General features: G+C 60.6%; 19 protein-coding genes and 1 pseudogene. 13 read left to right on the forward strand and 7 right to left on the reverse strand.

Annotated features, from left to right (window positions below; genetic code table 11):
• From QN219_RS01400 to QN219_RS01410, 3 genes and pseudogenes are all read right to left on the reverse strand, one after another.
• A pseudogene (locus QN219_RS01400) lies at positions 1 to 72 on the reverse strand (2-dehydro-3-deoxy-6-phosphogalactonate aldolase); the annotation flags it as partial.
• Between the two features lie 14 nt (positions 73 to 86).
• Positions 87 to 1,007, reverse strand: coding sequence for a 2-dehydro-3-deoxygalactonokinase (locus QN219_RS01405; RefSeq protein WP_283997397.1), 921 nt, complete (start codon positions 1,005 to 1,007; stop codon positions 87 to 89).
• Complete coding sequence (locus tag QN219_RS01410) at positions 1,004 to 1,774, reverse strand: SDR family oxidoreductase (RefSeq protein WP_283997398.1); 771 nt, start codon at positions 1,772 to 1,774, stop codon at positions 1,004 to 1,006. The genes QN219_RS01405 and QN219_RS01410 overlap by 4 nt, the downstream gene beginning before the upstream one ends.
• Before the next feature lie 132 nt (positions 1,775 to 1,906).
• On the opposite strand from QN219_RS01410, the gene QN219_RS01415 reads away from it, so the two are divergent.
• The 12 genes from QN219_RS01415 to QN219_RS01470 all read left to right on the forward strand — a co-directional run bounded on the left by QN219_RS01415 (position 1,907) and on the right by QN219_RS01470 (position 13,971).
• Positions 1,907 to 2,719: an IclR family transcriptional regulator gene (locus tag QN219_RS01415; RefSeq protein ID WP_283997400.1), complete on the forward strand. Its 813-nt coding sequence runs from the start codon at positions 1,907 to 1,909 to the stop codon at positions 2,717 to 2,719.
• Between the two features lie 198 nt (positions 2,720 to 2,917).
• On the forward strand, positions 2,918 to 3,658 hold the full coding sequence (locus tag QN219_RS01420) for a LuxR family transcriptional regulator (RefSeq protein WP_283997402.1): 741 nt from the start codon (positions 2,918 to 2,920) through the stop codon (positions 3,656 to 3,658).
• A gap of 141 nt (positions 3,659 to 3,799) precedes the next feature.
• Positions 3,800 to 4,573: a LuxR family transcriptional regulator gene (locus tag QN219_RS01425; protein ID WP_376741409.1), complete on the forward strand. Its 774-nt coding sequence runs from the start codon at positions 3,800 to 3,802 to the stop codon at positions 4,571 to 4,573.
• Between the two features lie 626 nt (positions 4,574 to 5,199).
• Positions 5,200 to 6,357 carry an Mrp/NBP35 family ATP-binding protein gene (locus QN219_RS01430; protein ID WP_283997404.1) on the forward strand — a complete coding sequence of 386 codons (1,158 nt, stop codon included), beginning with the start codon at positions 5,200 to 5,202 and terminating at the stop codon, positions 6,355 to 6,357.
• A 302-nt stretch (positions 6,358 to 6,659) separates the two neighbouring features.
• On the forward strand, positions 6,660 to 7,637 hold the full coding sequence (locus QN219_RS01435) for a magnesium transporter CorA family protein (protein ID WP_283997406.1): 978 nt from the start codon (positions 6,660 to 6,662) through the stop codon (positions 7,635 to 7,637).
• A gap of 17 nt (positions 7,638 to 7,654) precedes the next feature.
• Positions 7,655 to 9,556, forward strand: a complete 1,902-nt coding sequence (locus QN219_RS01440) for a potassium transporter Kup (RefSeq protein ID WP_283997408.1) — start codon at positions 7,655 to 7,657, stop codon at positions 9,554 to 9,556.
• Between the two features lie 306 nt (positions 9,557 to 9,862).
• Positions 9,863 to 11,005, forward strand: coding sequence for a cell wall hydrolase (locus QN219_RS01445; RefSeq protein ID WP_283998230.1), 1,143 nt, complete (start codon positions 9,863 to 9,865; stop codon positions 11,003 to 11,005).
• A 293-nt stretch (positions 11,006 to 11,298) separates the two neighbouring features.
• Positions 11,299 to 11,658: an AtpZ/AtpI family protein gene (locus QN219_RS01450; RefSeq protein ID WP_283997410.1), complete on the forward strand. Its 360-nt coding sequence runs from the start codon at positions 11,299 to 11,301 to the stop codon at positions 11,656 to 11,658.
• Positions 11,659 to 11,718: 60 nt separating this feature from the next.
• A complete protein-coding gene (locus QN219_RS01455) occupies positions 11,719 to 12,471 on the forward strand; it encodes a F0F1 ATP synthase subunit A (protein WP_173510687.1) in 753 nt (250 codons plus the stop codon).
• An 84-nt stretch (positions 12,472 to 12,555) separates the two neighbouring features.
• On the forward strand, positions 12,556 to 12,783 hold the full coding sequence (locus QN219_RS01460) for a F0F1 ATP synthase subunit C (RefSeq protein WP_012707029.1): 228 nt from the start codon (positions 12,556 to 12,558) through the stop codon (positions 12,781 to 12,783).
• 77 nt (positions 12,784 to 12,860) lie between these two features.
• Positions 12,861 to 13,472 carry a F0F1 ATP synthase subunit B gene (locus tag QN219_RS01465; RefSeq protein WP_283997411.1) on the forward strand — a complete coding sequence of 204 codons (612 nt, stop codon included), beginning with the start codon at positions 12,861 to 12,863 and terminating at the stop codon, positions 13,470 to 13,472.
• A gap of 13 nt (positions 13,473 to 13,485) precedes the next feature.
• Positions 13,486 to 13,971 carry a F0F1 ATP synthase subunit B gene (locus QN219_RS01470; protein WP_283997412.1) on the forward strand — a complete coding sequence of 162 codons (486 nt, stop codon included), beginning with the start codon at positions 13,486 to 13,488 and terminating at the stop codon, positions 13,969 to 13,971.
• A gap of 174 nt (positions 13,972 to 14,145) precedes the next feature.
• On the opposite strand, the gene QN219_RS01475 is transcribed toward QN219_RS01470, so the two are convergent.
• Positions 14,146 to 14,796, reverse strand: coding sequence for a ribonuclease HII (locus tag QN219_RS01475; RefSeq protein ID WP_283997414.1), 651 nt, complete (start codon positions 14,794 to 14,796; stop codon positions 14,146 to 14,148).
• Between the two features lie 197 nt (positions 14,797 to 14,993).
• Entirely contained in the window at positions 14,994 to 16,151 is a 1,158-nt protein-coding gene (locus tag QN219_RS01480) for a PA0069 family radical SAM protein (RefSeq protein ID WP_283997416.1), read from the reverse strand.
• 179 nt (positions 16,152 to 16,330) lie between these two features.
• Between QN219_RS01480 and QN219_RS01485 the strand changes: the two genes are divergently transcribed.
• Positions 16,331 to 16,861, forward strand: coding sequence for a glycosyl transferase (locus tag QN219_RS01485; protein ID WP_283997418.1), 531 nt, complete (start codon positions 16,331 to 16,333; stop codon positions 16,859 to 16,861).
• Between the two features lie 321 nt (positions 16,862 to 17,182).
• On the opposite strand, the gene moaB is transcribed toward QN219_RS01485, so the two are convergent.
• Entirely contained in the window at positions 17,183 to 17,725 is a 543-nt protein-coding gene (gene moaB, locus QN219_RS01490) for a molybdenum cofactor biosynthesis protein B (protein WP_283997419.1), read from the reverse strand.
• A gap of 6 nt (positions 17,726 to 17,731) precedes the next feature.
• Positions 17,732 to 18,643: a 4-(cytidine 5'-diphospho)-2-C-methyl-D-erythritol kinase gene (locus QN219_RS01495; protein WP_283997421.1), complete on the reverse strand. Its 912-nt coding sequence runs from the start codon at positions 18,641 to 18,643 to the stop codon at positions 17,732 to 17,734.
• Positions 18,644 to 18,646 lie beyond the last annotated feature (3 nt).

The following is an 18,646-nucleotide window of genomic DNA, read 5'->3' on the forward strand; positions in this document are numbered from 1 at the left end:
TTCTGCGGGCTTCAGCCCGCGCAGGATGGCGATCAGCGGATATTTCATCGGCGGCAAGGGGATGCGGTTCATCTTCATTCTTTCTGTCAAAGGGGCCAAATCGCGCAGGCGGCGGTGGAAAGGCCCGCCCGTACCGCATCGTCGGCGTCAACATGCTGAATTTTAAGGCCCTGGCTTTCCAGGGCTGCACGGTAGAGTGCGCCAAGCGGGCCTGAAGCGACGAGGCAAATTCCGTCGATCGATCCGGCTGTGGCAAGGGCGCCGGCGATCTCGATGCCGATCAGCGTGCCGGAGAGCCGTGCCTTGGCGTCGGTCGAGCTGATCCCGTTGAGAAGCTGTCCCGCGCGGACGGAGAAAAGCAGATTCGTGGCAAGTGCCGGCTTCCTCGTCGCTTCTGACACGGCCTCGACGAACGCCGGCTCTCTGCCGGTAAAGGCGCCTCCATCCGACACGGCATGACTGAGGATTGAATGACGTGAGACGACATCGAACAATTCGCCGGTCATGAAGGTGGAAAAACCGTCGACCGTCTCGCCGCTGAGGCGGACCCATTTGCTGTGGGTGCCCGGCATGCAGACGAGGTGCCGCCCGCCGCCAAGCGTGCTGGCGGCGCCGAGAAGCTGCGTTTCTTCACCACGCATCACGTCGGGGTGCTGCAGGCCGCGTTGGGCGAGGCCCGGAAGTATCCGGATATCGCGATCGACGTCCGGGATGGAGATAGCACTTCCTGCAATTGCAGTGAGTGCGGCCGGTGTATCGAGGTAACCTGCCTCCCTCCAGCCCTGACGGGCACCGGCCATGCCGCAAATGATGATCGGGAGGTGGCCGGGAGCGTCTGTCGCGGCGAGATGCGCGTCGAGAACCGAATGAAAGCCGACCTTTGCCGCCGTCGTCATGCCTTCCGCGCTGCGGCGCTCCGCAAGAACGGCTCCATCTTCCCCTATGATCCACAACCGGAAGCTCGTGGTTCCCCAGTCGACCGCGGCATAATAGGCTGCCGTCATCAAAATACGCCTCCATCGATGATCATTGTCTGGGCCGTCATTGCATCTGAGCAGTCGGAAGCCAGGTAGAGGCAGGGCCCCACGAGGTCATCGGCGATCAACATGCGTTTCAGACACTGCCTCTCTTGCATCCGCGTGATCGCGTCGTCATTCAGCCACAGCCGCCTCTGCCGTTCGGTGACGATCATGCCCGGAAGGATCGCGTTGACGCGAATATTGTCCGGCCCGAGTTTCCCGGCGAGCGACTTGGTGAGCCCGACGATGCCGGCCTTCGCCGTTGCATAGGCAGGAACGTCCGGCATGTTGAGCATGAAGGCGATCGACGAGAAATTGATGATCGATCCGCCTCCGTTGCGGCGCATGTAGGGCACTACTGCCTGGCTCATGAAAAAGAAGTGCCTGAGATTGATGGACAGGCTTTCGTCCCAGCTTTCTTCCGTCACCGCTTCGAATTGCTGCCGGTCGTCACGAGCGGCATTGTTGACGAGCACGCGGATCGAGCCGAGGGTGCTGGCAGCGGTGTCGACCGCCGATTTCAAGGTCGAGGTCTGCCTGAGATCGGCAGGAATGAATTGCGGCCTTCTTCCAGTTTCGGCGGCCAGCTTTTCGCAAAGTGCAAGGCTCTCTTCCTCTGCGATGTCGATGAAGGCCACTCGCGCGCCTTGCCGCAAAAAGCCTTCCACCAGTGCGGCGCCGATGCCGGACCCGCCGCCGGTCACGAGCACCCCGTTGTTTTGCAGGTCGGGAAACTGACCGCTCGGCAATGGCATGGCATCTCCCTGCTTCTGGGTCTGGGACGGATGGAAGTTCCATTATGTGGATCTATGTTTTATTATCTGGAATTATCGCGCCATTGCTTTTATTCTGTCAAGGTACGATGCCGCTGATCGAAGCTGGGTGAGATGGACGAGATCAAGACGACCGATGCAGAGGTTGAAATCGCCGGTACCGGCACGCTCGGCAAAGCCATGGCGGTTCTTGAGGCCGTGGTGACGGCAGGCAGTCCCCAGCGGTTCACCGATATCGTTCAGTCCATCGGCCAGCCGCGCGGGACGGTGCACCGGCTGCTCAGCCACCTCGTCGAGGAAGGCCTGCTCGTGCAGGGCCGTGACCTGTCTTACGAGCCCGGCCTTCGCTTGCTGAAGCTCGCCTATCGTTCGTGGTCGGGTAACCGGTTTCGGGACATCGCCGAACCGCATCTTTTGCGTCTGCACGAGCTGACCGGCGAGACGGTTCACCTCGGCGTCCTGCGGGAGACGGAGATCATTTATGTCGACAAGGTCGAGAGTCGACAGACAGTGCGCATGAGCTCACAGATCGGCAAGGCGTCGCCAGCCTATTGCACAGGCATAGGCAAGGCGGCGCTGTCGTCGCTTCCTCAGCCGGAACTGGATCGCATAGCCGCAAAGATGACGTTCCACCCATTCACCGCCCATACGCATCGCTCGGCAGCGGCCCTGCTTGCCGAAATCGATGAAATTCGCCGTGAGGGACACGCTTTCGACCGGGAGGAACATGAGGCGGAAATCTGCTGCGTCGCCGCGCCGATCGCCATCCCGGAACACGATCTGGTTGCGGGCGTGTCCGTCACCGGCCCCGCCTATCGCGTCAACATGGCGCAACTGGCGGCTTGGGCCGACGTCGTGCGCGGGGCGGCGGGAAAGATCGAGGAGGAGGTCCGAATGCGCCTTGGCCCCGGGCGCAATGGACGTTAACTCCGCTTTACGGTAAATTAGGAACTTCGACTGGACGAGGTGTTCCAAGAACGTTAGCTTGCGATATATCAGGCCCGCCGCTACGGCCGGTTGCAAGGGCCCAAAGCGGAATTTGCTTTCTGGCGAAAGCATTGACGCAATTTTATGATGGCGAGAGCGGCCTCGCTCGATCGGGCGCGGGATGTGGGAGACGAGCGGGTGGTAGATTTCAGCGCAGGCATATCGTCATTGATTCTCCCTGGCGGGCGGTCTATCGCCGAAGCGCTAGGCAGCGAAGACGATATCAGGCGGGTTCTCGGTCAGATATCGGATGCCTACGGCTTTCGCGGATTCCTGGTTCTGTCCATCCCGGAGACCGGATGCCACAGTCTTTCCACGCAGGCGCTGATTACGACCTGGCCGTCGGAGTTCCTGAGACGCTACGACAGTGCCGGCCTGATCGACGGCAGCCCCGTCGTCCAACGGTTGCGGCGCAGCACAATTCCCTTCACCTACGATGCCCACCAGCTTGCGCGCAGGCGGCTTGACGGCAAGGGTGATGCCGCGGTTAGCGTCTTTGAAACGGCCGGGCTGCCGAGAGGCGTCTATCTGCCGGTTCACGACGCTTCGGGACGCCGCGCGGCCATAGCCTTTGGCGGGAGCAGGGAGCTTGTATCCAATGATGAGATGCAAGCGCTCAATCTTTGGGCGGGTCTTCTCTACAGCCGGCTGAGCGAAGTGCGGGTGCGTGACAGGCGAGGACCCGGTAGCCTTTCGCGTCGTGAGATCGAGTGCCTGCGCTGGGCGGCTGCCGGCAAGACGACCATGGAGATGGCGAGGATCATGGCGCTGTCCGAATACACGGTGAACCATTACCTTAATCGCGCAACGCGCAAATTGGATTCGGTCAATCGTGTTCAGACCGTTGCAAAAGCCATACGCGCCGGTCTGATCAACTGAATTCTAGCCTTTTCGGAGAGGCAGACCGAATATGCAGCCCGCTAACCGGGGGAAATACACAGTCTTTTGCGCATGAATAGCGCCGAACGTCGATCACCTGTTGGCATTGGTCGACCGCTCGGGCTATTTGATAATTGATGAATGCCATGGAACGCGCGAATGCAAGATACGATGACGGCCGGGATGACTGACACCGATCTGCCCCGGGGCGGTGATTTCGCGTCTGAAATCGCAAAGCTTGAGACCCAGTTCGATATCATCCGCTACATGCGGCGGGTCACGCAGATCTTTGGCTTCAAGGCATTCCTCATCTGCTCGATTCCGGCGATCGAAGTGGAGAGACTGGCGGCGACCACCGTTATCTCCAACATGCCGGCCGAGCTCCTCAGCAAGTACGACAGCCTGTCAATGCTGCGTTTCAGCACCGGGGTACGTCGACTGAGGGAGACGACGACGCCGTTCCAGATCATGCTCGACGACTGGGAGAAGGAGGGTGGCAAGCCGGCCACGGCCGCGGATTACATCGCCATGCTGCGCGAAAACGGCATCTTCCAGGCAAATTATTTCCCGGTTCACGACGCCGAGGGCGGACGGGGCGCGGTGATCCTCATGGGTCCGGAAGCCGATTTGCCGATGACGGCCGCCATGGAATTGCAGATGATCGCGATCCACGTCTACAACCGGTTGGCGGAGATCGGTTCCGTATGGAAGAGCACCAACACCGCGCTGTCCGAGCGGGAAATCCAGTGCCTGAGCTGGACGGCGGCTGGCAAGACCAGCGCCGAAATCGCCGGGATCCTCGGTCTCTCCGAGCACACGGTCAATCACTACCTCAATCACGTCACCAAGAAGCTCGACGCCGTAAACCGCACGCAAGCGGTCGTGAAGGCGATGAAGAAGGGCTACATCAGCTGATCGCCGGCGCCAGCGAAAAACACTGAGGCGGCATTCCGATCCTGCTCCGCCCATATCCTTCCTGCGTGGAAGGATTACCGTCGGCGCCGCACCTTCTGTACGCAAATAGTACGTTTGCCCAGAAATAGTGCAGCCATCTTCATCGGCAACGTTAATGCGCGGCGGCTTCATCATCTTGAAATTAATGAATATTCCAGAATGGTCTGAGTCTGGCACGCCTTGTGCATATGCATTGTCGTGTCCAGAGGGGACCACAATAAGACAGCGCCCAAGAAGGTTGCGAGGGCAGGGCCGCCGCCGATCGTTCGTGATCCCGGATGTACGGACACAACGATCGGCTGGCGGCCCTGTTTTTTCCTATCTGTCGCATTGGCGAACCGCTCCGCCTCAATTATCACTGCATAATTCCTTAAATCGGGTCTGATTTGAGGATAAATTATCCACTGCATGTTTCCTTAAATCGTAGGCGATTTAAGGATAAAAACATGCAGCAATTCAAAGTGCTACAGCGTCCTTTGCGCGTCTGAAGAGGCGCGCGGCGCTGTAGTGGTTCAAAGCGTTACCGCCTGCGATCGTCCGAAAGGCGCCAGGCGCGGTGGCACGAACAGACAGATGAAGAGGGCGATATGCCGGACGTAACCAGGGAAACGGTTCTTGAAAAGCTGCGCAGCGTGCGCGGTCCGGATATGGAAGGCAATATCGTTGACCTCGGTCTCGTTTCCGATGTCTTCATTTCCGACGGCAAGGCTTATTTTTCGATCACGGTGCCGGCCGACCGGGCGAAGGAGCTTGAGCCGATGCGTGCGGCAGCGGAAAGGGTCGTGCGCGAAATACCCGGCGTCAAGGCGGCGATGGTCGCGCTGACGGCCGACCGCAGGGCGGCACCGCAGGCGGCGCCGGTGGAAAGACCGCGGCAGGTTCCGCCCACGACACACGGGCACGCTCAGCGTCCGACCGGCGGCTCTCCGGCAAAGGCAGGTATCCCGGGCGTCGGCGCCATCATCGCGGTTGCCTCCGGCAAGGGTGGTGTCGGCAAATCGACGACATCGGTGAACCTTGCGCTCGCGCTGCAGGCGAACGGTCTTAAGGTCGGTCTGCTTGACGCCGATATTTACGGACCCTCCATGCCGCGCCTCTTGAAAATCAGCGGCCGGCCGCAACAGATCGAAGGGCGGCTTATTCGCCCCATGGAGAACTACGGGCTTAGGGTCATGTCGATGGGATTCCTCGTCGATGAGGAGGTCGCCATGATCTGGCGCGGTCCGATGATCCAGTCGGCTCTGCTGCAGATGCTACGCGAGGTGGCCTGGGGCGATCTCGACGTTCTCGTCGTGGACATGCCGCCGGGCACGGGCGATGCCCAACTGACGATGGCTCAGCAGGTGCCGCTGGCCGGCGCCGTCATCGTCTCGACGCCGCAGGATCTCGCGCTCGTCGATGCACGCAAAGGTCTTGCGATGTTCCGGAAGGTGGAAGTCCCTGTTCTCGGCATTGTCGAGAACATGAGCTATTTCGTGGCACCCGATACCGGCAAACGCTACGATATCTTCGGTCACGGCGGCGCACGCAAGGAAGCCGAGCGCATCGGGGTGCCGTTCCTCGGCGAGGTGCCTTTGACCATGGGCATTCGCGAAACCTCCGATGCGGGAACTCCGTTGGTGGTTTCGGAACCCGGCGGTGAGGTCGCGCGTATCTACCGGGATATCGCAGCGAAGGTTTGGGAGCAGGTCTCCGCGGCTCGCCAGAACAAGAGCAGGGCGATGCCCGATATCGTCTTCGAATAGATTTGCTTCACTCGCGCGCGCAGGCTAGGTTGCGCCGAAAATGAAATCCTGTGGGGACAGGCATGCGCCAAGGTGCATTGATTTTGCGTGGCCGTTGCGCCATATGCCTTGCCGCACTCGTGCACGATGATCGGCGCTGTGCCTCTCACCGGAGACATGGCCTCCGGAGACAAACGATTGAGGATTTGTCGTGCCGGGCGGAAGCTTCATCTGATGAATCTGCATTGTGGAATTCGTGTGGCGGTTGATCGCTCCGGAGCCTCGTGGGTTGCCGTCGCTGGCCGCATAAAAAGGGCAGCGGCATGATCATGGGCTATTGTGCCAATGGCGAGGCCGTCGCCTTGTCAGCGGCAGAGCCGCCAGCGTCCTTGCGGCCTGATGTCGTCTGGATCGATCTTCTCGACCCGAGCAAGGCCGAAGACCTGATGATGGAGAAATTGCTGGGAATTTCCATTCCGACGCGGGAAGACCTGAAGGATATCGAGCCGTCAAGCCGTCTTTATACCGAGAACGACGCCGTGTTCATGACGGCATCGCTGGTCTACCGCAGCGACACGGATATTCCCGGATTGACCGATGTCGGCTTCATTCTTTCGCGCGGACGGCTGGTGACGATCCGTTATGCTGAACCCAGGGCTTTCGGGCTGTTCAAGGCGGGCATGCATCGGATTCCCGGCGGCTGCCGCAACGGCGCAGTGCTTCTGACCCGGTTGCTTGAGACGATTGCCGACCGGACAGCGGAAATTCTGGAGCAGGCCGTGGACAAGATTGATGGCCTGTCGATCGAGGTTTTTGGTGATAAGGCTGCAGCCAGACGCCGCCCGCCGCAATTGCTCGAGGCTCGCCTGCGCGATGTGGCGGGTCACCACAGGCTGGTTGCGAAAACGCGCGACAGCCTCGCTTCGCTTTCGAGGCTCCTGACCTTCGTCTACACTGTTCCGGACGTGCAGGAGGACAAGGACAGCCGCGAACTCTGCCGCTCGATCTCCCGGGACATACAGTCGCTCTCCGAGCACGCGGCGTTTATCTCGGGAAACATCACCTTTCTGTTGGATGCGTCTCTTGGCCTTATCAATGTCGAGCAGAATGCGATCATCAAGATCTTCTCGATAGCATCCGTGGTCCTCTTGCCGCCGACCCTCGTCGCTTCCATCTACGGCATGAATTTCCGCGTGATGCCTGAGCTCGAATGGCAGCTCGGCTATCCGTGGGCACTTGCGGCTATGGTGATTTCGGCCGTGATCCCCTTCCTCTTCTTCCGCTGGAAAGGCTGGCTTTAAGAGCCTGTTGGACACTCATGTCTCAATTGTCTGCCCCCGCCATACCCGGGTCCGAAAATTTGCGCCGCCTGCTGGTCCTGGGCCTAGGATCGATCGGCGTCGTGTATGGCGATATCGGCACAAGCCCGCTCTACGCTTTCCGTGAGGCGCTGCGGCCCGTTTCGGATGACGGCGTCACGGACGCCGAGATCATCGGCTTGATTTCGTTGATGATCTGGGCGCTGACGATCATCGTCACCATCAAATACGTGTTGTTTCTCTTGCGGGCCGACAACCAGGGGGAGGGCGGGACGCTTTCCCTGCTTGCCCTTTTGATGAAGACCGCCAACGGCCACACGTCGATCCTTTTCTTCATGGGGATAGCCGGGGCGGCTCTGTTCATCGGCGACGCGATGATAACGCCGGCCCTGTCGGTTCTTTCGGCCGTGGAGGGACTGAAGCTGGTGACGCCTGCCCTTACGGATTACGTCGTCCCGATTGCCGTTGTCATTCTGCTGCTGCTCTTCGCTGTACAGTCGAAAGGTACGGCTGCCGTTTCCAATTTCTTCGGACCGATCACCCTTGTCTGGTTTTTGGTGATGGGCGCGGTCGGTCTGATGCACATCGCTGATGATCTGTCGATCTTCGCGGCGTTCAATCCACTTTACGCCGCCACGTTCATGATTAACGAAGGCTTCGTCGGTATCGTCGTGCTCGGTGCGGTCTTTCTGACCGTCACCGGCGCGGAGGCGCTCTATGCAGACCTCGGCCATTTCGGTCGGCGACCGATCCAATGGGCGTGGTTCACTGTCGTCTTTCCGGCGCTCACCTTGAACTATCTCGGTCAGGGCGCGTTCGTGCTCAAGAACCCGGACGCGATGTCCGATCCGTTCTTCCTCATGTTTCCGAAATGGGCGCTGCTTCCCGCCGTCATTCTTGCGACCGCGGCGACGATCATCGCCAGCCAGGCGGTGATTACCGGCGCCTTTTCCCTGACGCGCCAGGCAATCCATCTCGGCTTCCTGCCGCGCATGGCGATATTCCACACATCCGAGACCCATACCGGCCAGATCTATTTGCCGAACGTCAACACGCTGCTGATGTTCGGTGTCATGGCTCTGGTCTTCGTGTTCGGCTCCTCCGAGGCGCTGGCAACTGCCTATGGCATCTCCGTCACCGGTGCCATGGTCGTGACCACGATTCTCGCGTTCGAGTTCCTGCGTGTCCGTTGGAACTGGTCGGTCTGGTGGGCGACCGGCGCGCTGCTGCCGCTGTTTGCGCTGGAATTCGTCTTTCTCGGCGCCAACATGCTGAAGATCCATGATGGCGGCTATGTGCCGATACTGATCGCCGCGACCTTCATCGTGATCATGTGGACCTGGAAGCGCGGCACGGAACTGCTGCATGCCAAGACGCGGCATATCGACATTCCGCTGGCGAGCTTCATCAAGTCGATCGAACGCAAGAGCGAGCATGCGCCGGTGGCCGTACCCGGCACGGCGATCTTCCTGACAAGCGATCCCGAGTCGACACCTGCCGCCCTGCTCCACAACATCAAGCACAATCACGTCCTGCACATGCAGAACTTCGTCCTGACGATCCGCACGGCCAATACACCGAAAGTGCGGAAGGAAGAGCGGGTCAGCGTGAAACCGCTGTCCGAGCGCTTCACGCTGCTCGAGATGAAATTCGGCTTCATGGAAACCCAGAACGTCTCGCAGGCGCTGGGACTTTTCCGCAAGTCGGGACTCAAGTTCGACATTATGTCGACGTCGTTCTATCTCGGTCGCCGCAAACTTGTGCCCGACGCCCAGTCCGGCATGCCGCACTGGCAGGATCGTCTGTTCATCGCGCTCGCCAGTGCGGCGATCGATCCATCGGACTATTTCCGTCTGCCGACCAACAGGGTGGTCGAACTCGGCTCGCACGTGATCATCTGAACGGTCTGCGAAGAAGTACCGCCTCCGACGCAAGCATCGCCGGCTCTACCGCATGTTTTTGTCCCCAAATCGGAGCCGGCACGGCACTGCAGTGGTGCCGCATTAACCAAACATCAAGGTTAATGCTTCATTTTCTAGGCTCGAACGAAGCGGTTCCGGTGCGCCGTCCGACCGCTTCCAAATCTTAGCTTCCTGCACGGAATCTTGCCGCTGGCCCTCTGCCGGCTTGCGAGAACGCGTGCCCGAGTAAGAGTTGCGTGGAGCCGGTTGGTGCGTAAGAGCCAGAAGTTGCGTAGCAAGTCTCGTATGTCGTTGCCGGCCTGGGCTGCGCCCGCGATCATCGGCATTGCCATTTTCATGAGCTTCCCTTCCACGGTCGCCTATTCCGACCTCGCGACCTTTCTGTCAGGCATTAATCATGGCGGCGAGCGCTGGCGGATGTATCTGACGCAATCGCCCGCCGGTTCGCTCCACGAGGTCGAGATGGTGTTCGCCGATCCGATCACCACCGGTGCCTTGGATGGCGGCGCCGGTGTCACCTTGCCCGACGGCAGCCACGTGGCCCTGACCGCGGAAACCAAGCACAAGGGTGGGACGTCTGACGAAGACCGTGTAACGCGCAAGCTGAAGAAGGGTCGGATCGTCGCCGTGAGCCCGGTGACGCCGCCGAAGGACTTTACCGCCGGTTCGATCCTCCAGCGCACGAGTTCGCTGACCGAGCCGGACTTCGACGGCGCCGAGAAGATGGTTTTCGCCAAACCGCGCATTAAGGGCAAGGAGATCGAGATCGCCACGGCCTTCTACAGAAAGAAACCGCCGAAGGCTGAACCCGGCGTCTCGCCGATGCTCGCCAAGCTCATCACCAACGACAAGGCCGATGTTCTTGCGACCGCCTATGTCCGGCCCGAGCCGGACTATGCGCGTGAGTCGCCCTTCGATTCCATCCTCAGGGAAGACAGGAATGCGGGGCGGTTCATTCCGGAGATCGCGCCCGACGACCATGCCTGGGCGGCAACAGCTTTGCCAGCGACGGTCTTCACCAAGGAGGAGCAGACCTGCCTTGCCGAAGGGATCTATTTCGAGGCCCGCAGCGAGTCTGTAAAGGGTCAGGCAGCCGTGGCCCAGGTCATCCTCAATCGCGTTCGCAACCCCACTTACCCGAAGACGATCTGCGGCGTCGTCTACCAGAACAAGGCGTGGCGCAACCGTTGTCAGTTCTCGTTCGCCTGCGACATGATCCGCGACCTGATCTACTCGCGCTCGCACTGGAAGACCGCCAAGGAAGTCGCGATGGCCGTGACTGCCGGCAAGATCTGGCTGCCGGAAGTGGGGTCGGCAACGCATTATCACGCGACCTACGTCAAGCCGGCCTGGGCAAAAACCATGAAGCGCGTCGGCAAGATCGGATTGCACATCTTCTACCGCACCTACGGCGGCGGCTGGAGTTGATCGACGAGCTCGATTCCGATGGATGACGGGATGCCGAACAGCAGGCGAACCTCGTTCAGCTGGCGCCGATTCCCGTTGCCGCTTTGCCGCAGCTGGCCGAAATTACAGCTAACCTTATGATATTAAACGTAAATATTGTCCACGCCCAACGTGCTCCCATGCCTTGACTATGAGGGTCCCTAAAACTATGTTGCGCGCGACTTCAAATGGGGGCCGAAGCGTGGCTTGAACACCGGCCGTTTGTATGACCGAAATCGCGTTTAAGATCGCGTGGGGCAGCAAAGGGGAGCCATGTGACGGAGAAACCGGAAGAAAGTCTGGAAGCGCGGCTGAAGCGCCTTGGCGACGACATCGCGTCCAAGCGGACGGACAAGTCGGACGATGCCGAGATGCGCGCGGCGGAAAGCCGGCAAGGCTACGCAGCGGCGATGAAGCTCTCGAGCGAGTTCATCGCCGGGATCCTTGTCGGGGCGTTTCTAGGCTATCTTTTGGATCACTTTGCGGGTACAGGGCCGTGGGGCATGATCGTCTTGCTGCTCCTCGGGTTCTGTGCCGGCGTCTTGAACGTGCTGCGGTCGGCCGGAATGGTGGCGACACCGGAATCGGCCAAACGCGGCCCTGGAAATGAAAAGAAGGACGGGGATGGCGCCTGAGGCGCCGCCTGAAAGAACACGGTTTCCGCTTGCGGGCGGGCAAAATGAAAGAGAAGCGCGGTGTCAAACGATCCGACCCACCAGTTCCTGGTCAACAAGATTGTCCCGATCGAAATTGGCGGAATTGACTTTTCCTTCACCAATGCGTCGCTGTTCATGGTCGCGACCGTCGGCGTGGCCGCCGGCTTTCTTTATCTGACCACGTCGCAGCGCGGGCTGATCCCCACTCGCCTGCAGTCGGTTTCGGAAATGTCCTATGAATTCATCGCCTCGATGCTTCGCGAAGGGGCGGGCAACCACGGCATGAAATTCTTCCCGATGGTTTTCTCGCTGTTCATGTTCATCCTGACGGCGAATCTGCTCGGCATGTTTCCGTACTTCTTCACGGTAACCAGCCAGATCATCGTCACCTTCGCCCTGGCGGTGTTCGTCATCGGTACCGTAATTCTCTATGGTTTCTACAAGCACGGCCTTGGCTTCCTGAAGCTTTTCGTGCCGCACGGCGTACCGGGGGTACTGTTGCCGCTGGTCGTTGCGATCGAAATCATTTCCTTCCTTTCCCGTCCCATCAGCCTTTCGGTCCGTCTGTTCGCCAACATGCTCGCAGGCCACATCACGCTGAAGGTTTTCGCGGGCTTCGTCACCTCGTTGAGCGCCCTCGGCGCGCTCGGCATCGGCGGTGCGATCCTGCCTCTCATCATGACCGTCGCCATTACCGGTCTTGAGTTCCTCGTCTGCTTCCTTCAGGCCTACGTCTTTGCGGTGCTGACCTGCATGTACCTCAACGACGCTGTCCATCCGGGAAGCCACTAAGGAATCACAGTCGCTGGCTTCCGCCCGGGTCCTCCGGTGGAAGCACAAATCCTAGCCGCAACACCATTTCGAAGGAGTTCAATCATGGAAGCGGAAGCAGCAAAGTTCATCGGCGCAGGTCTTGCATGCCTTGGTATGGCCGGCACGGCTCTCGGCCTCGGCAACATCTTCGGCAGCTACCTGTCCGGCGCGCTGCGCAACCCGTCGGCTGCTGACGGCCAGTTCGGCCGCCTCGTATTCGGCTTCGCCGTTACGGAAGCTCTGGGCATCTTCTCGCTGCTCGTAGCCCTGCTCCTCCTCTTCGCCGTCTAATACGGACCGAAGTTTTGGCCGCGGCCTCGTTCAGGGGTCGCGGCCGCGCATATTCTTGAGTGCACCTGGAGGTGAGCATGTTTGTGACCGCGGCTTATGCCCAGTCAACCACCACTGAAGGCGAAGCACACGATCCCGCTGCGGCCGGCGAGGTGCACACCGAAACGGGTGTGGCCCACGAAGGCGAACACGGCACGGGCGTGTTCCCGCCTTTCGATTCGACCCATTTCGCATCGCAGTTGCTCTGGCTCGCGATCACGTTCGGCCTCTTCTATCTGCTGATGTCGAAGGTCATCATTCCGCGCATTGGCGGCATTCTCGAAACCCGTCACGACCGGATCGCGCAGGATCTGGACGAAGCGTCGCGCCTGAAGGGTGAAGCCGACGCCGCCATCGCTTCCTACGAGCAGGAACTGGCAAGCGCCAGGGCCAAGGGCCATTCTATCGCCGATACCGCACGTGAGGCTGCCAAGGCAAAGGCGACGGCTGACCGGACCGCCGTCGAGGCCGATCTGACGAAGAAGATCACCGCCGCGGAAGCGCGCATTGCCGAGATCAAGTCCAAGGCGCTCGCCGATGTCGGCGCTATTGCCGAGGAGACGGCAACCGCCGTCGTCAAGCAACTGATCGGTGGAACCGTTACCAAGGCCGAGATCGCTGCAGCGGTCAAGGCATCTGCAGGCAACTGAGGAGCAATGAACGATGGCTCTTGATGCGACTTTCTACGCCCTCGTCGGCCTGATTCTCTTCTTTGCCCTCGTCGCCTATCTCAAGGTTCCGGGCATGATCGGCAAGGCACTCGACGCACGTGCCGACAAGATCGGCAATGAGTTGGCGGAAGCCAAGCGCCTGCGGGAAGAAGCCCAGAGCTTGGTCGCTGAGTACCAGCGCAAGCGCAAGGACGCCGAAGCGGAAGCCGCCAGCATTGTTGCCGCCGCGCAACGGGAAGCCGAAATGCTGACGGCGGAAGCCAGGCAAAAGACCGAAGACTATGTCGCGCGCCGCACGGCACTTTCCGAACAGAAGATCAAACAGGCCGAAAACGATGCGATCAACGCCGTCCGCTCGGCTGCTGTCGATCTAGCGATCAGCGCTGCCGAGAAGGTCTTGACCGCCAAGACCGATGCCGGTGCGCAGGAAGCGCTCTTCAAGCAGGCGCTCGGTGAGGTCAAGTCGCGGCTCAACTGAGACGACGACTGGTTCTGGGAAATCGAAAAAGGCCCCGCGGGGCCTTTTTTGTTGTCTATGCGGCGGTCCCCGGGGCGGCGATGGGATGGACGCGGGCCGGATACTTCGCACGGTCATCGGGCATGTGCGGACGCTGTCGAGGCGGGGGGCTGTTCGCGGGCCGAATGCTCGGGATTAAATCTGGCGAAAGGGACGGAAGCTCATCCGATGCAGCGAACAAGGACCGTGACTGTCGATGGCGTCGCGATGCCTTACCGTGGCATAGCCCGCATGAACGGCGAAGCCATAGTCCGGAAAGGTGATGTCGGCGCGCGCCATCATTCGATCGCGGGTGACCTTCGCGACGATCGACGCGGCGGCGATCGACATCGATCGGGAATCGCCTTTTACGATCGCCTTAGCGTGGCAGGAAAGCCCCGGAGGAACATCACGGCCATCTACGAGCACAAAACGCGCGGACGTTGAAAGGCCATCGACGGCCCGTCGCATCGCATCGAGGCTCGCCTTGAGAATATCGGTCGTGTCGATGCGTGTCGCCGAAGACGAGGCGATCGAGACCGTTGCCGTCGCGAGAATTTGCTCGAAAAGCGCCTCGCGCTGTTCCGCACTCAACAGCTTGCTGTCGTTGAGGCCGGCCGGAATGGAGTCCGGGTCGAGAATGACGGCAGCTGCGACGACCGGACCAGCAAGCGGACCACGACCGGCCTCGTCGGCGCCGGCGACGGGCCAAAGGCCATCTCTGCGGGCGGCAAGCTCGAAGCCGAAATCCGGAACTGGGAGTTCGACGGGAAAGAGTGGGGAATCGGGCGATTTGCGACGTGACATGCGGGGACCCTCGCATATTCGCCCGATTCCCTTCAAGCCCCCCGGTACGAGTGCGGCGGTGACCGGAGGAAAACCAGCGCCATCCTGAGGCGGGGGAGGGCGCCGGAACCGAAATTTTGCGTGAAGAATGCTATCGAGTTCCTGTCGTGGAGAGAGATCGGCTCCTATTGTCGAGGAATCTCAAGGGGTCGGCGATCCTAAAGGAGTGACAACTGCACTCCCATTCCGAGCGGGGGCACGAAGATGTCATTCCGCAATTGTCGGCGCGTCAGATTGAGGCCTAGCCGCTTGGCGGCAAGTTCGAAACGCCGGCCGATCTGCCAGGCGTAAGGACCGGCGCCTTTCATGCGCTTGCCGAACTCGGCGTCATAATCCTTGCCGCCACGCATGGAGCGGATCAACGACATGACGTGGCGATAGCGATTCGGATAATTCCGCAGGAGCCAATCGCGAAAGAGCGGACTCACTTCCAGCGGCAGCCGCAACAGCACATAGCTTGCTTCCGATGCGCCCGCCGCCTTCGCCGAATCGAGCACGCGTTCGATCTCGTGGTCGTTCAGCGCCGGAATGATCGGCGCAACCAGCACACCGGCCGGAATGCCCGCTTCCGAAATGGCGCGCATCGCCTCCAGCCGCTTAGTCGGCGTCGATGCCCGCGGCTCCATCGTACGCGCCAGTTTCCTATCAAGCGTGGTCACCGAAATTCCGACGCGCGCGAGACCCTTCTCCGCCATCGGGGCAAGCAGATCGATGTCGCGGGTCACCATTGCCGATTTGGTGACGATCATCACCGGGTGGTTTGCCGCCTTCAACACCTCGAGAATCTGGCGCATGATGCGCCATTCCTTCTCGATCGGCTGATAGGGATCAGTGTTTGTGCCGATCGCGATCGGTCGAACTTTGTAGTCTGGCCTTGCAAGTTCGCGTTCCAGCAAACGCGGCGCATCCGGCTTGGAGAAAAGTTTGGACTCGAAATCGAGGCCTGCGGAGAGTCCCATATAGGCATGGGTCGGTCGCGCAAAACAGTAGATGCAGCCATGCTCGCAACCGCGATAGGGATTGATGGAACGGTCGAAGGAAATATCCGGGGACTCGTTTCGCGTGATGACCGCCCGCGGCTTTTCGACCTGGACTTCCGTCTTGAACGGCGGCAATTCCTCGATGCTCTCCCAGCCGTCGTCGAAGACCTCGCGCGTTGTCGGTTCAAAGCGTCCGGACATGTTGAGTCCGGCGCCGCGGCCACGCCGCCGATCGACCTCGATCCTCAGCCCCGTCCCCTTGATCATTGCTTCGGCCATATCCGCGGTGTTGGCAGGCGCAAAGGCACCCTGCCTCAGTTGAGACAGCTCGGTCATCGATATCTCCTCGGAACAGACGGTGCTCCGTTTCGTCCTGATTATTTTCCTATCGCAGAAAAAAGAACAAAGCAAGAACAAAACTCGGGAATATGAGCGAACCGGCAGTGGCATCGAGAGCGCCGAAGGGGCAACGCCCGATGGGTAGCATTTCGCAGTGCTATGCGGTAGGAACGGCTATGCTGACGATAATCATGGAAACGCAGGACAACGAGGCCGAACTCGTGCAGACGCTGTCTGTGCTTGTTGCTGGCGCCGTGGAGGGCCTCGTCAGCGACGTCATCATTCTCGATCACGGTTCGAAAGACGGTTCGCTGCGTGTAGCGGATGCTGCCGGATGCCGCTTCTGTGTCGATTGGGACTTGGGCGAAATCGTCCGTTCGGCCCGAGGGGAGTGGCTGATGTTCCTGGAGCCTGGCGCACGGCCAACGGGGAGATGGGTGGACGAACTTCTCGAATATGTGTCGCTCAACAAAAAACCGGCGCGGTTTTCTCCTTCGCGAATCCATCGTCGCTCGCTGTTAAGCCGCCTGTCTCGCAGAGCCAGGCCGCTCGAGACAGGGTTTTTGATGCAAAAGCGTGATGCGATCGCCGTTGCCCGCGCGAACATGCGGCTGAGCGATATGGTGAATGTTCGTGCAGTGCGCAAACTGGCGACGGAGCTTGTTCCCGCATGGGTGGCGGCCGCCAACAGACCGGCTGCGGAGTAGCGGGCAGACCATCGGCCGCGAGAATGGGGTGCCTGTCTTGTCAGCGGCACCCCCCGAAGCGGCTCTCAAATGACCTTGCTAGCGCAATGAATTGCCATGCAATCCAATGGACGGCATGTCGTATGCCTCCTGCTCTTCCCGCCGGCGTCGCCGGAAAGATCTGTCTTCGCAGCGCTTGAGATGGATGATCAGTGTGCCCTTTGACCATCTCGCGCTAGCTGACGGGAAAAAATTTACCGAGTCCGTTTGAGGCCCGCTGTTTCGAAGGGAACAACAGCAGGGCTGGACGACAAAAATCTCAAGGCGGGTCCGGCGAGCGCGTCAGCCGCGCTGCAGGTGCTCGTCCAAGCGCGGCATGATTTCAACGAAATTGCAGGGCATGTGCCGATAGTCGAGTTGCTGCTTCAGGATGCTATCCCAGGCATCCTTGCAGGCGCCCGGCGATCCGGGCAGAACGAAGACGAACGTCGCATTGGCGACGCCGCCGGTAGCCCGCGACTGAATCGTCGACGTGCCGATCTTCTCGTAGGAGATCCGGTGGAACACTTCGGAAAAACCGTCCATGCGCTTTTCGAAGAGCGGCTCCAGCGCCTCCGGCGTCACGTCGCGGCCGGTAAAGCCGGTGCCTCCGGTGGTAATGACCACGTCGATCGCATCGTCCAGCGTCCAAGCCTTCACTTGATCGTAGATCGTCAGCCGATCGTCCGGGACGATCGCTCGCGCTTCAAGCCGATGGCCGGCCTCGCGTATGCGTGCCTCGAGCGCATCTCCCGACTTGTCGTTCGCGCGTGTGCGCGTGTCGGATACCGTGAGCACGGCAATGCCGACGGGAATGAACGGGCGGCTTTCATCGATGCCAGGCATTGGGTGTTATCCTCTTTCTCCCGTGGTTCGAGCGGCGCAAACGTACCACTCCGTTTGGCTGGCGGAAATGCGGTCAGCGGCCTGCTGCGCTCTTTCGTCGCTCTCGAACAGCCCGAAGCATGTGGCGCCAGAGCCGGACATGCGCACAAGCGTGGCGCCCGCCGCGCTCAGCGCACCCGACACGTCATCGATCACCGGAGCGAGCCTCCGCGCAGGCGCCTCCAGATCGTTGCGCATGCCGGCCATGGCCGACAACCAGTCCGCAGCCGTGGCTATTCCTTGCGGTAGGATGAGCCGTGGATTCGTCTTGTTGACCAGTGTCCGGAAGATCACCGGCGTCGGAACGGCGACCAGCGGATTGACGAGGACGATCGCGAAGGACGGCAGATCGGGAAGGGGGCTAATCTCTTCGCCGATTCCCTTGGCAAGAAGCGGCCCGCCGTCGAGGCACATCGGCACATCCGCGCCGAGTTCGAGGGCAATGGCATCGAGCGTTAGCGGCTCGATCGACGCTCCCCACAGCAACAGCAGCCCCGAAAGAGTGGCTGCCGCATCTGCCGAGCCGCCGCCGATACCGGAGGCGACGGGCAGGTTTTTTTCGAGATGGAGATGAACCGGGCCGGCGGCGATGCTGCGCGACGCGAACTCCCGTCGCAACAGGTCGCGCGCCCGCAGCACCAGATTGCCGTCCTTGCCTTCCCCCGAAAGCGGCAGACCGCCCGAGAAGCGCCCCGACACGGTGAAACGGTCGGCGTCACCCGCCGCAAGGCCGATCCGGTCGCCGCAATCCGCGAAAGTAACCAGGCTTTCCAGAAGATGGTGGCCGTCGGCACGCTGGCCAATTACATGCAGCGCCAGATTGATCTTGGCAGGCGCCGCGCATGTCAGCGCGAAACCCGGAATGCCGTCCAACCGCATATC

This window comes from Sinorhizobium sp. 8-89, from assembly GCF_030124325.1.
Classification (GTDB): Bacteria; Pseudomonadota; Alphaproteobacteria; order Rhizobiales; family Rhizobiaceae; genus Sinorhizobium.